The sequence below is a fragment of the Pseudomonas carassii genome, assembly GCF_036324045.1.
GTDB lineage: Bacteria > Pseudomonadota > Gammaproteobacteria > Pseudomonadales > Pseudomonadaceae > Aquipseudomonas > Aquipseudomonas peradeniyensis.
Genome location: NZ_JAZDCT010000014.1, coordinates 18,745 through 31,702, shown reverse-complemented (window position 1 = coordinate 31,702; position 12,958 = coordinate 18,745). Strand labels below are relative to the sequence as shown.

At 63.7% G+C, this 12,958-nt stretch carries 10 protein-coding genes and 3 tRNA genes; 4 read left to right on the top strand and 9 right to left on the bottom strand.

Annotated features, from left to right (window positions below):
• Positions 1–13: 13 nt before the first annotated feature.
• From V0R62_RS12445 to V0R62_RS12425, 5 genes are all read right to left on the bottom strand, one after another.
• Positions 14–1,306: a virulence factor family protein gene (locus V0R62_RS12445; RefSeq protein WP_186714639.1), complete on the bottom strand. Its 1,293-nt coding sequence runs from the start codon at positions 1,304–1,306 to the stop codon at positions 14–16.
• Positions 1,306–3,948 (bottom strand): bifunctional lysylphosphatidylglycerol flippase/synthetase MprF, encoded by a 2,643-nt coding sequence (gene mprF / locus V0R62_RS12440; protein WP_330103919.1) that lies wholly within the window; start codon positions 3,946–3,948, stop codon positions 1,306–1,308. The genes V0R62_RS12445 and mprF overlap by 1 nt, the downstream gene beginning before the upstream one ends.
• A gap of 254 nt (positions 3,949–4,202) precedes the next feature.
• Positions 4,203–4,279 (bottom strand) — tRNA-Met (locus tag V0R62_RS12435).
• A 125-nt stretch (positions 4,280–4,404) separates the two neighbouring features.
• Positions 4,405–4,481: transfer RNA gene (locus V0R62_RS12430), tRNA-Met, on the bottom strand.
• 135 nt (positions 4,482–4,616) lie between these two features.
• Positions 4,617–4,693: transfer RNA gene (locus V0R62_RS12425), tRNA-Met, on the bottom strand.
• 210 nt (positions 4,694–4,903) lie between these two features.
• Between V0R62_RS12425 and dinB the strand changes: the two genes are divergently transcribed.
• Entirely contained in the window at positions 4,904–5,962 is a 1,059-nt protein-coding gene (gene dinB / locus V0R62_RS12420) for a DNA polymerase IV (protein ID WP_330103974.1), read from the top strand.
• Between the two features lie 50 nt (positions 5,963–6,012).
• Here the strand turns inward: dinB and V0R62_RS12415 are convergent, their stop codons facing one another.
• The 3 genes from V0R62_RS12415 to V0R62_RS12405 form a co-directional block, all read right to left on the bottom strand.
• Complete coding sequence (locus V0R62_RS12415; protein WP_330103918.1) at positions 6,013–6,966, bottom strand: hypothetical protein; 954 nt, start codon at positions 6,964–6,966, stop codon at positions 6,013–6,015.
• Positions 6,967–6,987: 21 nt separating this feature from the next.
• On the bottom strand, positions 6,988–8,703 hold the full coding sequence (locus tag V0R62_RS12410) for a proline--tRNA ligase (protein WP_186733990.1): 1,716 nt from the start codon (positions 8,701–8,703) through the stop codon (positions 6,988–6,990).
• Positions 8,704–8,859: 156 nt separating this feature from the next.
• Positions 8,860–10,176, bottom strand: coding sequence for an OprD family porin (locus V0R62_RS12405; protein WP_330103917.1), 1,317 nt, complete (start codon positions 10,174–10,176; stop codon positions 8,860–8,862).
• Positions 10,177–10,938: 762 nt separating this feature from the next.
• Here V0R62_RS12405 and V0R62_RS12400 point away from each other — a divergent pair.
• A complete protein-coding gene (locus V0R62_RS12400; RefSeq protein WP_330103916.1) occupies positions 10,939–11,358 on the top strand; it encodes an HIT family protein in 420 nt (139 codons plus the stop codon).
• Positions 11,359–11,360: 2 nt separating this feature from the next.
• Positions 11,361–11,573, top strand: coding sequence for a SlyX family protein (locus V0R62_RS12395; RefSeq protein ID WP_232857160.1), 213 nt, complete (start codon positions 11,361–11,363; stop codon positions 11,571–11,573).
• A 19-nt stretch (positions 11,574–11,592) separates the two neighbouring features.
• Here the strand turns inward: V0R62_RS12395 and V0R62_RS12390 are convergent, their stop codons facing one another.
• Positions 11,593–12,186 (bottom strand): cold-shock protein, encoded by a 594-nt coding sequence (locus V0R62_RS12390; RefSeq protein ID WP_330103915.1) that lies wholly within the window; start codon positions 12,184–12,186, stop codon positions 11,593–11,595.
• A gap of 268 nt (positions 12,187–12,454) precedes the next feature.
• Between V0R62_RS12390 and V0R62_RS12385 the strand changes: the two genes are divergently transcribed.
• On the top strand, positions 12,455–12,928 hold the full coding sequence (locus V0R62_RS12385) for a Dps family protein (protein ID WP_028690591.1): 474 nt from the start codon (positions 12,455–12,457) through the stop codon (positions 12,926–12,928).
• Positions 12,929–12,958: the final 30 nt, after the last annotated feature.

Sequence of the window (12,958 nt, the reverse complement as noted above, 5' to 3'; positions counted from 1 at the left end):
GCCCCTTTCCCCATCATTTCTCAGCGACGTTGGCCTTTCCCTGGCGGGTCTCGATCTCACCGATCAGGCGCTTGGCCAGCGCCGGGTAGTTCTCGTCGAAGTGATGGCCGCCCGGCAGCTTCATGCGTTCGCCCACGGCCGTCTTGTCGGTGCAGCCGCTTTCGTCGGTCTCTTCCACGCCGTAGATGCATACCACCTTCGCTGCCGGCAACCTGGCCATCTCAGGCCCGGTCGGGGCCTCCTGGCCTTCCTTGCCCAGCCAGCCCTCCACCTCGATCTCGAAGCTGCCGCTGCGGGCGAAGGCCAGCAGGATCACCGCGTCGATGCGCTTCTGGTCTTCCTCGGAGAGGCGGTTGTAGATGGCCGGCAGCACGTCGGCGCCGAACGAGTAACCGGTCAGCACGAAGCGCTTGGTGCCCCATTTCTGGCGGTAGTGCTGCATCAGTTCGGACAGGTCGGCGGCGCTCTGTTCCGGGGTCTTGTGCTGCCAGTAGTAGCGCAGGGTGTCGATGCCCACCACCGGGTAGCCGAGCTTGGCCATCTCGCCGGCCACGTCGCGGTCCAGGTCGCGCCAGCCGCCGTCGCCGGACAGGAACAGGGTCACGGTGTCGGTGGTCTGCCCGGCCGGAACTTCCACCACCGGGATCGCCAGGGCATTGCCGTCGTGGCCGACCAGGGCCTGGGTCAGCTGGGCCTTGAGCACCTGGGGCAGGTGAATGTCGTAGTCGGCGATGCTGGTCTCGGCGTTGGCCTGGTCGCGCACGAAGGCGGCGCTGGCGTCATCCGGGTTGTCGTTCCAGGCCACGTTCCAGTGGCCGTGGGCGGCGGACTTGGGCAGGGCGGCCTGGCAGCCGGGTTGCTCGAGGGTGAAGTCCACCGAGATGGCCCGGGCCTTGTCGTCGCCCTGCGCGGCCAGCCAGCGCCAGGCCTGGGCCGCGCCCGGGCCGATGCCGGCGACCAGGGTCGGCTTGTCGGCCAGGCGGGTGAGGGCCTGGTCCATTGCCGCCTGCTGCTTGGCGCAGTCGGCGGGCGGCAGGATCACCTGCACCAATTGGGCTTCGCCAGCCTGGCTCAGGTCGAGCAATTGCTTGTCGGTCAGGGCCTGGTCCTGGGGCACGCCGATGGCCACCCGGGCCTTGGCATGCACGCCGGGGGTGGCGCGGGTCAGGGCGCTGCCGTCGTCGAGGGTGAGGTGCTCCAGGCGCGCCTCGGGCGCCGGCCGGGTCCACAGCCAGAAGGCCGCGCCGCCGGCCAGCACGGCCAGCAGCAGGGGAATCAGTACGTACAACCAATAGCGTCGGATCATCAACGTTTCACCAATCCAGTCAGGCCGCCAGCGATCAGGGCAGCGGTGTCAGCCAGTGCCACCAGCGGGTCGAGCCCGGCCGGCACGGCCATGTAGCGGGGTTCCCAGTCCGGCTGGAACTTGTCCTTGAAGCGCCGCAGGCCCTGGAAGTTGTAGAGCTGCTCGCCGCGCTGGAACACCATCGAGCCCAGGCGCTGGGTCAAGGGGGCGCCACGGCGCGGCTGCAAGCCGGAGAGGGGGACCATCCCCAGGCTGAAACGGCCATAGTCATGGCTCTTGTAGTGCAGGATCAGGCCGACCATCATGAATTCCATGGTCAGCTTCGGCGCTTCCGGGTGCGCGCGCATCAGGTCGAGGCTGGCCAGTTCATTGCTGTGGGTCTCCAGCAGGTTGGCGAAGGCCACCGGGCGACCCTGGAAGCGGATCAGCGCGATGCGGAAATGCTGCAGGTATTCGGGGCTGAAGCGGCCGAGGGAGAAGCCTTTCTCGCGCACGTTCTTGCCGCCGAGCCAGGCGTCGGAGATTTCCTTGAGTTCGGCCAGCGGCGCCTGGCCGGGTTCATGGATCTCCAGGCTCAGGCCGTCGCGTCCGCCCCGGTTCCAGGTGTAGCGCAGGTCCTTCATCTCCTTGCCCTTGGCTTCGATGTCGAAGCGCCGCAGGTCGACCCGGGCCTCTTCGCCGAGCTTGATCGCGGTCAGGCCGATGTCCATGTAGAACGGCAGGTTCTCCGCCCGCACCTGGTAGAACACCGGGCGGGCATGGTGCAGGTCGCACAGGTCGCGGAACTGCCAGATCATCTCGGCGCGCTCCTGGGCAGGGCCGATCGGATCGTACAGGGCCACCAGGCTGCGGCCGCGGCGGGCGTACATGAGGAAGGCGTTGTCGTTGGGGTGGAACAGCAGTGCCTTGTCGCCGGTCAGGGCCAGGCCGCCGTCGGGCTGGTCGGAGGCCAGCAGGATGCGGTTGGCGCGTTGCAACTCGTCGTCGGTAGGCAGGTGGATGACCGGGCGGGCGGTACGCAGCAGCCAGGTCAGGGCGACGATCACCAGCAGCACGGCGCTGCCGAGGGCGGCGCGCAGGCCGCGCGGCGCGTCGGCGTCGAGGGTGAACTGCCACCACAGCTTGTGGGTGTAGGGCACGTCCTGGTAGGCGAACAGCAGCAACCACACCGAGGCGCCGACCACGCAGGCGCTGGCCACCAGGTACACCGGCGAGAACGGCAGCTCCAACAGGCGGCTGGGACGGTAGAACGAGCGGCGGAACAGCGCCAGCAGGGCGGCGGTGAAGCACATCAGGCTGGCTTCTTCCCAGTCGAAGCCCTTGAGCAACGACAAGACCGCGCCCACCAGCAGCAGCACCGTGGTCAGCAGCCAGGCGGCCGACAGGCGACGGCGCAGGCCCTGGGCGAGCAGCAGGCAGAGCACGCCGATTAGGCTGGCGCCGAAGTGCGAGGCATCGATCAGGCGGTGCGGGATCAGGAAGCCCATGTGTTCCAGGCGGCTGTCGATTTCCGGGGTGGCGCCGGAGAACAGCAGCACCACGCCGGACAGGAACACCAGGATCGCCAGCACCGGTGCGGCCAAGCCCGATGCGGCGCGGATCGCCTGCTGGGTGACCATCAGGCGGCGAGCTTCGTTGGCCAGCAACAGCACACAGGCCACCAGCAGCGGCAGGACCACGTAGATCAGTCGGTACAGCAGCAGCGCGGCGGCCAGCGGCGCGGCCCCCAGCTGGTTGGCGAAGGCCGCCAGCAGGATCGCCTCGAACACGCCGACGCCGCCCGGCACATGGCTGAGCACGCCAGCGGCGAGGGCGAGCAGGTAGACCAGCACGAAGGCGCCGAACGGCGGTGCTTCTGGCAGCAGCAGGTAGAGCACGGTGGCGGCGGCGGCGACATCCAGGGCGGTGATCAGCAGTTGCAGCGCGGTCAGTCGGGCGCCCGGCAGGCGCAGGGTGCGGCGGCCGAACTGCACCAGCAGACTGTCGGCCAGTGGTTGTTCGGGCAGGCGACGACGATACAGGCCCATCACCAGGGCGGCGGCCACCACCAGCACGGCGACTGCGATACCGCCCAGCAGCGGTGCTGGCAGGCGCAGTGCGGTTGCCGCCGCCGGCAGATCGCTCAGGGTGGCCAGTGCCGCAAGGGGCGGGAGGGCGCAGCCCAGCGAGAGACTGGCAAAGACCGTCATGCGCGCGACTTCCGCTGCGCCCAGGCCTTGGCGCGCGTAGAGGCGATAGCGTACTGAACCGCCAGACAGCATCGACAGGCCAATGGCGTTGCCGATGGCGAAGGCACTGAAGCCGCCCAGCACCAGGGTGCGGGGCGGCAGTTGCACGGCCGCGTAGCGGCTGGCCGACCATTCATAGCCCAGCAGGATGACGAAACCGACCACGGTGGCCAGGACCGCGCCGAGCAGTGCATTGGCCGGCACGCTGAGCATGGCATCGTGCAGGGCATAGATGTCCAGTTCGCTCAGCAGGTGGCGACAGGCGATCAGGCCCATGGCGAACAGCACCAAGGTCACTGCCAGCCCCAGCGGTTGGCGGTACTTGCTCAGGCGCTCCAGCCAGGGCAGGCGCTGGGCAGCCGTGGGCAAGGCCGCCGTCAGCGGTGCCTGGGTTTCGGGAGTGGGGGCGGTCATGGGGTGCCTCGTGCGGTCTGCGCGAGGTGAAGGCGAGGTACGGCCAAGTGAAAGTCCCTTTGGAAAACGTATCCGAATATTACTCCGGGCCGGCGTCTTTATCTGTTTCAGGATAGTTAAAGATAGTTCATTCAGCCGCAGGGGCGCGGCAAGGGAGGCAGGTAGCGGGGAAGGGGCAATTGGCTTTTATACGGGGCCTGAATGCAACAAACCCCGCACTGTCTTGCGACAGGCGGGGCTTGTTCTGACGAATATGGTTGCGGGAGCCGGATTTGAACCGACGACCTTCGGGTTATGAGCCCGACGAGCTACCAGGCTGCTCCATCCCGCGTCAGAGGGGCGCATTATACGGATTGGTCGTGAGTTGTCAAGTGCGTACGTTAAGTACAACGTCGCTTGGCTGATCAACAGACAATAAAAAAGGCCACTGTCGAAACAGTGGCCTTTTTTTGAATCTGGTTGCGGGAGCCGGATTTGAACCGACGACCTTCGGGTTATGAGCCCGACGAGCTACCAGGCTGCTCCATCCCGCGCCTGTGGATCCGAATTCTACCGATTTCTAGTTTGCTGTCAAGCGTTACTGCTTGATTTTTCGTGGTTTTTTAATAATAGAAAATCGAAATGCAATAAAAAAGGCCACTGTCGAAACAGTGGCCTTTTCTTGAATATGGTTGCGGGAGCCGGATTTGAACCGACGACCTTCGGGTTATGAGCCCGACGAGCTACCAGGCTGCTCCATCCCGCGCCTGTGAGATCGAATTCTACGGATTTCCTTTCGGGTGTCAAGCATTAATTCAAGAAAATCCTTTTTTGTTCAAACCCTTAGCGTCCGAGATCGGCCTGCGGCTCAGTCGCGACGGGGCTTGCAGACCGATCATCCCGCGCAGGCTGTTTCGGGGCGGGGGCATGGGATACTATCTGTATGAATTTACAGTAGTGGCTGTCGTCCATGTCCCTGCGCAAGATCATCCACATTGATTGTGACTGTTTCTACGCCGCCATCGAGATGCGTGACGACCCGCGCCTGGTCGGTCGCCCCATGGCGGTGGGCGGGCAGCCGGGGCAGCGCGGGGTGATCGCCACCTGCAACTATGAGGCGCGTGCCTACGGGGTTCGTTCGGCGATGGCGTCCGGGCATGCCCTGAAGCTGTGTCCGGACCTTGAGATCGTCAAGCCGCGCTTCGAGGCCTACCGCGAGGCGTCGCGGGAGATCCATACGATCTTTCGCGACTACACCGAGTTGATCGAGCCCTTGTCGCTGGACGAGGCCTATCTGGATGTCAGCGACAGCCAGTGGTTTGCCGGCAGTGCCACGCGCATTGCCGAGGATATTCGCCGTCGAGTGGCCCAGCAGCTGCACATCACGGTTTCCGCCGGGGTGGCGCCGAACAAGTTCCTGGCCAAGATTGCCAGTGACTGGCGCAAGCCCAACGGCCTGTTCGTCATCACTCCGGACCAGGTGGAGGAATTTGTTGCGAACCTGCCGGTGGCGCGCTTGCACGGAGTCGGCAAGGTGACGGCGGACAAGCTCTCGCGGCTGGGGATCGATACCTGCCTGTCGCTGCGCGACTGGTCGCGGCTGGCGCTGGTTCGCGAGTTTGGCAGTTTTGGCGAGCGGCTGTGGGGGCTGGCGCGGGGGATCGACGAGCGGGCGGTGCAGAACGACAGCCGGCGGCAGTCGGTCAGCGTCGAGAATACCTACGACCATGACCTGCCCGACCTGAATAGTTGCCTGGAAAAGCTGCCGGAGTTGTTGGCCAGCCTGAGCGAGCGGATCGCGCGCATGGACAGCAGCTATCGGCCCGACAAGCCCTTCGTCAAGGTCAAGTTCCATGACTTCAGCCAGACCACCCTGGAGCAGGCGGGAGCGGGTAGGGATCTGGAGAGTTACCGGCAGTTGCTCAGTCAGGCGTTTGCCCGGGGTGGCAAGCCGGTGCGGTTGCTGGGCGTTGGGGTGAGGCTGCGCGATCTGCGCGGGGCGCATGAGCAGTTGGAGTTGTTCGAGGATAAATGAAGAGGGGCCGCTTTGCGGCCCATCGCGGGGCAAGGCAGCCCCTTTTCGTGTTACTGCACGCCCGGATCGGCCACCAGGCGCCCGGTGGCCTTGGTCAGCGTCTGCAGGAACTCCTGTTGCAGCTCCGGATCGTTGCGGGTCAGCTCGATCAGGCTCTGTTCCAGTTCACTGGCTTCTTCTTCCAGCCCCAGCTCCGACAGGCGCTTGACCCGATGCACCCACTGACCGACATCATCGTCCTCCAGATCGTCGAAGATCAGCTCATGGGCCTCGAGCAACTTGCCGCGCAGGTTGCCGCTGACCAGCAGGCTGGCGTCGCCACGCACCTGGTTGTCCTCGTCGACCACCTGCAGGTGCAGGGTGCCGATGTGGTTGAGGTTCTGCTCGGAGAACGGGCTGTCGAGCAGGTTCAGGCGCAGCACACCGTTCTTGTCGGTGGTCAGCTCGTGGGTCATCTTGCCGGCTTTGACCTCGACCAGGCGCTCGTTCCACGGCAGGCTGATGGACTCCTCGCGCTTGCCTTTCTCGACCTCGTCGATGCCGGCCAGGTTCTGCTGGGCGCGACCGTTGGACGGCACGTTCATGAACGGGTTGACGCCCGCCACGCCATAGCTGAGCCAGTCGTGGGTGATGCTGTCCGGCAGGTTGCCCAGGGCGAACACGTTGACCACGTTGGCACCGATACCGGCCACCACCGCCACCGCGCCCAGCGGGATCTCGTAGAGCTCCCGCCAGGGTTGATAAGGGGTGTAGCGGTCGTAGCGGCGGGTCACCTCGAACTCGGTGACCTCGAAGCGCTTGAGCTCATGGACGCGCACTCGTCGTTGCGGAAGCTCCATCACCTTCGGCTCGCCGACATCGATCTGCAGACTGTGCTCGAGCAGCTTGCGCTCGACGCGCTCCTCGTGGTCGCTGCGCTGGGACATCTGGTTGGCGCAGCCGCTGAGGAGCAGGGCACCGCACAGTGCGGCGCCCCCCAGGGTGTAGGTACTTCGCTTGGACATGATCACTCGCGTAACGGGTTATCAGCGGCGGATGCGGGCCTGCAGGAAGGTCAGCACGTCCGCGAGCGGCAGTGCCTGGGCCTCCGATTCGGTGCGGTGCTTGTATTCCAGGTTGCCGTCGGCAAGGCCGCGGTCGCTGACGACGATGCGGTGCGGAATGCCGATCAGCTCCATGTCGGCGAACTTGATGCCGGGGCTGGTTTTCTTGTCACGGTCGTCCAGCAGCACTTCGAAGCCGGCGGCGGTCAGTTCGGCATACAGCTTGTCGGTGGCTTCACGGACCACATCGGTCTCGTAGCGCAGCGGCACCAGGGCGATCTGGAACGGTGCCAGGGCGTCGTTCCAGATGATGCCTTTTTCGTCATAGCTCTGCTCGATGGCGGCAGCGACCACGCGGGACACGCCGATGCCGTAGCAGCCCATGGACAGCACCACAGGCTTGCCGTTCTCACCCAGCACCTGGCACTTGAGCGCCTCGCTGTACTTGGTGCCGAGCTGGAAGATGTGGCCGACTTCGATGCCGCGCTTGATCACCAGGGTGCCTTGGCCGTCCGGGCTCGGATCGCCCTCGACCACGTTGCGCAGGTCGGCGACCTGTGGAACCGGCAGGTCGCGCTCCCAGTTGACGCCGAAGTAGTGCTTGTCGTCGATGTTGGCGCCGATGCCGAAGTCGCTCATCAGGGCGACCGAGCGGTCGATGATGCACTCCAGCGGCAGGTTCAGCGGGCCGAGCGAGCCCGCGCCGGCACCGATGGCGGCGCGCAGCTCGGCGTCGGAAGCCATCACCAGCGGGTCGGCGACCTGCTCCAGCTTGGCGGCCTTGATCTCGTTGAGCTCATGGTCGCCACGGACGATCAGGGCGACCAGCTTGCCTTCCTCGGCGCCGTGGACGATCAGGGTCTTGACGGTCTTCTCGATCGCCAGGCCGAAGTTTTCCACCAGTTCGGCGATGGTCTTGGCGTTCGGGGTGTCGACCAGGCGCAGCTCTTCGGTCGGGGCCGGGCGCACGGTTTCACGCGGGATGGCCTCGGCCTTCTCGATGTTGGCGGCGTAGTCGGAGGTGTCGCTGAAGATCACGTCGTCCTCGCCGGAGGAGGCGAGCACATGGAATTCGTGGGAGTAGCTGCCACCGATGGAGCCGGTGTCGGCCTGCACCGGACGGAAATCCAGGCCCAGGCGGGTGAAGATGTTGGAGTACGCCAGGTGCATGCGGTCGTAGGTTTCCTGCAGGGAAGCCTGGTCGGCATGGAAGGAGTAGGCGTCCTTCATGATGAACTCGCGGCCGCGCATCAGGCCGAAGCGCGGACGGATCTCGTCACGGAACTTGGTCTGGATCTGGTACATGTTCAGCGGCAGCTGCTTGTAGCTGGACAGCTCGTTGCGCGCCAGGTCGGTGATGACCTCTTCATGGGTCGGGCCGACGCAGAAGTCGCGCTGGTGGCGGTCCTTCAGACGCAGCAGCTCGGGGCCGTACTGCTCCCAGCGGCCGGATTCCTGCCACAGTTCAGCCGGCTGGATACTCGGCATCAGCACTTCGAGGGCACCGGCGGCGTTCATTTCTTCGCGGACCACGGCTTCGACCTTGCGCATTACCCGCAGGCCCATCGGCAGCCAGGTGTACAGACCGGAGGCCAGTTTGCGGATCATGCCGGCGCGCAGCATGAGCTGGTGGCTGATGACCACTGCATCGGCCGGGGTTTCTTTCTGGGTGGCGAGCAAATATTGACTGGTGCGCATGGTGGGCCGTGTCGATTGCCTGAATGTGAAATGACCCCGCATTGTACGGGGGCGAAACGAAAGCGTACAGAATGCAGCAGTCAGGCTTTTCTGTCAGCCACGAAAAAGCCCGGCGATCGCCGGGCTTCTTCATCTTGGGGCGTCGCAAACCTGGGTTTACAGGATGCTCAGCGGGTACTCGACGATCAGGCGCAGTTCGTCGATGGAGTTGGAGCCGTAGTACACGCCGTCCGCGGAGCGGTAGGTAGCTTGACGCACGCGCAGGCTCAGGTCCTTGGCCGGGCCGCTTTGCAGGACGTACTTGACGTCGATGTCGCGTTCCCATTCCTTGCCGTCGTCGGTGGTGCGGGTGGTGGCGCCGGTGCCGCGAGCGTAACGGGTCATGAAGGTCAGGCCAGGGATCCCGTACTCGGCGAAGTTCAGGTCGTAACGGGCCTGCCAGGACTTCTCGTCTTCGGCGTTGAAGTCGGAACGGGCGATGGAGTTGGCCAGGAACACGGTACCGCCACCGTCGACGCCATAGGCATAGTCACCGTCGCCGCTGACTTTCTGGTAGGCCAGGGTGAAGGTGTGCGCGCCGATGTTGTAAGCGGCCGAGAGGCTGGCGGCGATGTTGTCGAGCTCGTTGGTGCCATCCGCTTTCTTGACGAAGGCGCCGGTGCGGTTTTCACCGATGGACTTGGTGTCATAGATGTTGAAGTCGAACACCAGGCCTTGCTTGTCGCTGATCGGCAGCGCCCAATTGACGTTGCCGTACCACTTGCGGAAGTGGTCTTCGACGCGGGAGTAGTACAGGGTGGTGCTCAGGCTGTCGGTGATGGCGTAGGTGCCACCGAAGACGTTCGCTTCGGTCAGACCAGGGCGCTTCTCACGCGCATCGTTGAGACCACCGATGCTGTCCTTATAGCTTGCCGCCTGTGCATCGAGACGGGTGAAGTGACCGGCGTTCAGTTCCAGGCCCTTGATTTCCTTGCTGGTCAGCAAGAAGCCTTCGGCAACTTCAGGCAGCAGTCGGCTGTCGTCGGTGGCAAAGACCGGCATGGCGGTGTACTGGCCGCCATATTTCAGGACGGTGTCGGAAATACGGAATTTGACCGCGCCGTAGCCCTTGGAGTAATCGTCTTCCGAGCGGCCGTCAGAGCCGGTAGGGAACAGGCCGGTGCCGGCGCGGCCCTTGCCGCTGTCAACCTTGACGCCCAGCAGGCCGATGGCGTCGACGCCGACGCCGACGGTGCCTTGGGTGAAGCCGGACTCGAAGGTGCCATGGAAGCCCAGGCCTGTTTCTTCTGCACGGCTCTGGTCGCCAGCCGGGGCATTACGGAAGTCACGGCTGAAATACAGCATCCGGGTCTTAACATTCAGCTTGCTGTCTTCGACGAAGCCCTTGGACTCGTCCTGCGAAGAGGCGATAGCCAGCTGCGAAGTCCCTGCCGCTACGGCCAGGGCGATCATGCTCCACTTCATCACGCGCATCGTGATTTGCTCCTTTGGTTTTTAGGAAGAGTACCGCCGCACCCGGGTATTTTAGTTATGGGGCCGGCTCTTTCTTGTTATGTCGGCGAAAATGTATATCACGCGGACTATTCTTGGCGATATGGGCAGAAACAACCTTTCGGTAACTTTATGGCCATGTCGCTGTTGGTTGTCTCCATGTCGCAAATCACGCCTGTCATATAAGGGCGTACAACTCCAGCGCTGTCTCGAAACCGTCATATTTGTATAAATACAAAGTACGGCTTGTGAAACTCCCTGGTTTATCCGATGCCGCTGTTGTTATTTGTCGCGTTCACCCTGCAATGCAGGGGTCGTGCCGACTTGGCGTGAAGCGAATGCAACAAGCGTGCTCAAAATCACGAACGCTTGATGAAATTTTCACATTTGCCTTGAAAGGGGTTGGGAAACCTCCGCAAACACGGGCCGCGACCAGTTCGTCGGCGGGGTGCGATCCTCCCTTGCGTTTGCGTGTGAAGCTGCCTTCCAAGTCAAGGTGTTACCGTCGATTGTTTATCCTGGCTGTTTTATGTGAAGGATGTGTGGCGAAGGCCTGACGAACGGCATCATTTTGGTGCGAAAAGTAGCGCAGTGTTACCGAAGCGGGGCATCGGTGTTGTCATTCGCGTGCTACAAGCGGCTCGCGTCGACGTCGGCGGGTGTGGCAAATGTCGAAGCGGAGTATCCTTGCGCGCCTGTGCCCGGCCGATTGGAAGGGCTGTATCGCTAGTGAGGAGGTTTGTCGTGTTCACCCTTGATTCGCGTCTGCAGGAGGATTCCCTGGTACTGGGCGACCTGCCGCTGTGCCGCCTGCTGCTGAGCAAGGATGCCAACTACCCTTGGTTCATCCTGGTGCCGCGTCGCGCCGATATCACCGAAGTGTTCGAGCTCGATGAGGCGGACCAGCAGCAGCTGTGGGTCGAGACCACCGCCCTGGCCGAAGTGCTGAAGGATGCCTTTGCCGCCGACAAGATGAATGTCGCGGCGTTGGGCAATGTGGTCAGCCAGTTGCACATGCATGTGATCGTGCGTCGCCAGGGCGATGCCGCCTGGCCTGCCCCGGTCTGGGGCAAGGTACCGGCCATCGGCTACACCCAGGAGCAGGTCGATGGTATTCGCCAGCAAGTGCGCGCGCTGCTGGGTGAAAGCTTCAAGGAGGCTTGAGGATGTCGCAGGAGCTGGAAATGCGCATGATCGAGCTGGAGACCCGCCAGGCGTTCCAGGATGACAGCTTGCAGGCGCTCAATGATGTGATTGTCGAGCAGAGCCGGGCGATCGAGCGCTTGCAATTGCAGATGGCGGAGCTGATCAAGCGCTACGAGGAGATGGCCGGCCAGCAGGGCGGCGGGGGAGAGGAAGCGCCGCCGCCTCATTATTGAGTACGGCGGCGGCAAAGGGTCAGCGGCGCGCGACGGCGACCACGTCTTCGGCCTGCAGGCCCTTGTCGCGGTGCATCACCGAGAACTCCACGCGCTGGCCTTCGACCAGCACCCGGTGGCCCTCGCCGCGGATGGCGCGAAAGTGCACGAAGATATCGTCACCGGAGTCGCGGGAGATGAAACCGAAGCCCTTGGACGTGTTGAACCACTTCACGGTGCCGGTATCGCGATTGCCGACGTCATGCGAGGTGCCTTGGCTGGAGCGGGCCTTTCGCGTGCCGCGAACGAAGCCGGCAATCAGGTGCAGGGCGCTGGCCAGGACAGCGCAGGCCAGGGCTGGCAGGTTGCCCAGCTCCGGACGGGCCAGCAGGGTCACGGTCTGCAGCACCACGGCCAGCACCAGCAGCAGGCTGGCAGCGTGTTGCAGTTGCTGGCGCAGGCCTTTGTAGTACTGCGGCAGTACCGGGGCGATGACCAGGTTGATGAGTCCGAGCAACGCCAGGTAGACGGCCTCGGGTTGTTGCAGGAAGGGTGTTGCGTCAGCTTTCAGGCTAGGTATGAGCGATAGCAGCAACGCTGCCAGGCCCGTCACCAGATGGACGATCTTGAACATTGGTTTGGCTCACATTGATAAGGCCGATCACAGGATGAGCTGGTCGCACGGTGCGCGTGAACGAGTAGGCGCGAAAACGTGGCGGGCCAGCCTATGCACCCGGCATTGACAATCCGCACGGGTGGCACACTGCCTATTTAACAGCAAAGACGCAGGCTTCTCAAACCGGCTGGCGCGGGCGGCCCTGTGCCGCATGCGCCGGGCGGCAACTCTTGTTAGAGTGTTTGCTGCCCGCTTGATGATCAAGCCTTATGGAAAGGGGAGCTTCATGGCAATCGATATCGGTATCAGTGAAGAAGATCGCAAGTCCATCGTCGATGGGTTGTCCCGCCTGTTGTCGGATACCTATGTGCTGTATCTGAAAACCCATAACTTCCATTGGAACGTCACCGGTCCGTCGTTCCGCACCCTGCACCTGATGTTCGAGGAGCAATACAACGAACTGGCCCTGGCGGTCGACTCGATCGCCGAGCGCATTCGCGCCCTGGGCTTCCCGGCGCCGGGCTCCTATGCCTTCTATGCCCGCCACTCCTCGATCAAGGAAGAGGAGGGCGTGCCGCCCGCCGAGGAAATGATCCGCCAGCTGGTGCAGGGACAGGAGGCGGTGGTGCGCACCGCCCGCAGCATCTTCCCGGTGGTGGACAAGGTCAGTGACGAGCCGACCGCCGACCTGCTGACCCAGCGCATGCAGGTCCACGAGAAAACGGCGTGGATGTTGCGGGTCCTGCTCGACGGGAACTGATTGCCGGTTGCTTGTCGTTCTGCTCAATGA

What these genes read in the sequence shown, in the direction of transcription:
- mprF (WP_330103919.1), bottom strand. Translation starts at nt 3,948, where the DNA reads ATGACCGCCCCCACTCCCGAAACCCAGGCACCGCTGACGGCGGCCTTG.
- V0R62_RS12415 (WP_330103918.1), bottom strand. Translation starts at nt 6,966, where the DNA reads ATGTCCAAGCGAAGTACCTACACCCTGGGGGGCGCCGCACTGTGCGGT.
- V0R62_RS12445 (WP_186714639.1), bottom strand. Translation starts at nt 1,306, where the DNA reads ATGATCCGACGCTATTGGTTGTACGTACTGATTCCCCTGCTGCTGGCC.
- V0R62_RS12395 (WP_232857160.1), top strand. Translation starts at nt 11,361, where the DNA reads ATGTCGCAGGAGCTGGAAATGCGCATGATCGAGCTGGAGACCCGCCAG.
- V0R62_RS12390 (WP_330103915.1), bottom strand. Translation starts at nt 12,186, where the DNA reads ATGTTCAAGATCGTCCATCTGGTGACGGGCCTGGCAGCGTTGCTGCTA.
- V0R62_RS12405 (WP_330103917.1), bottom strand. Translation starts at nt 10,176, where the DNA reads ATGCGCGTGATGAAGTGGAGCATGATCGCCCTGGCCGTAGCGGCAGGG.
- V0R62_RS12385 (WP_028690591.1), top strand. Translation starts at nt 12,455, where the DNA reads ATGGCAATCGATATCGGTATCAGTGAAGAAGATCGCAAGTCCATCGTC.
- V0R62_RS12410 (WP_186733990.1), bottom strand. Translation starts at nt 8,703, where the DNA reads ATGCGCACCAGTCAATATTTGCTCGCCACCCAGAAAGAAACCCCGGCC.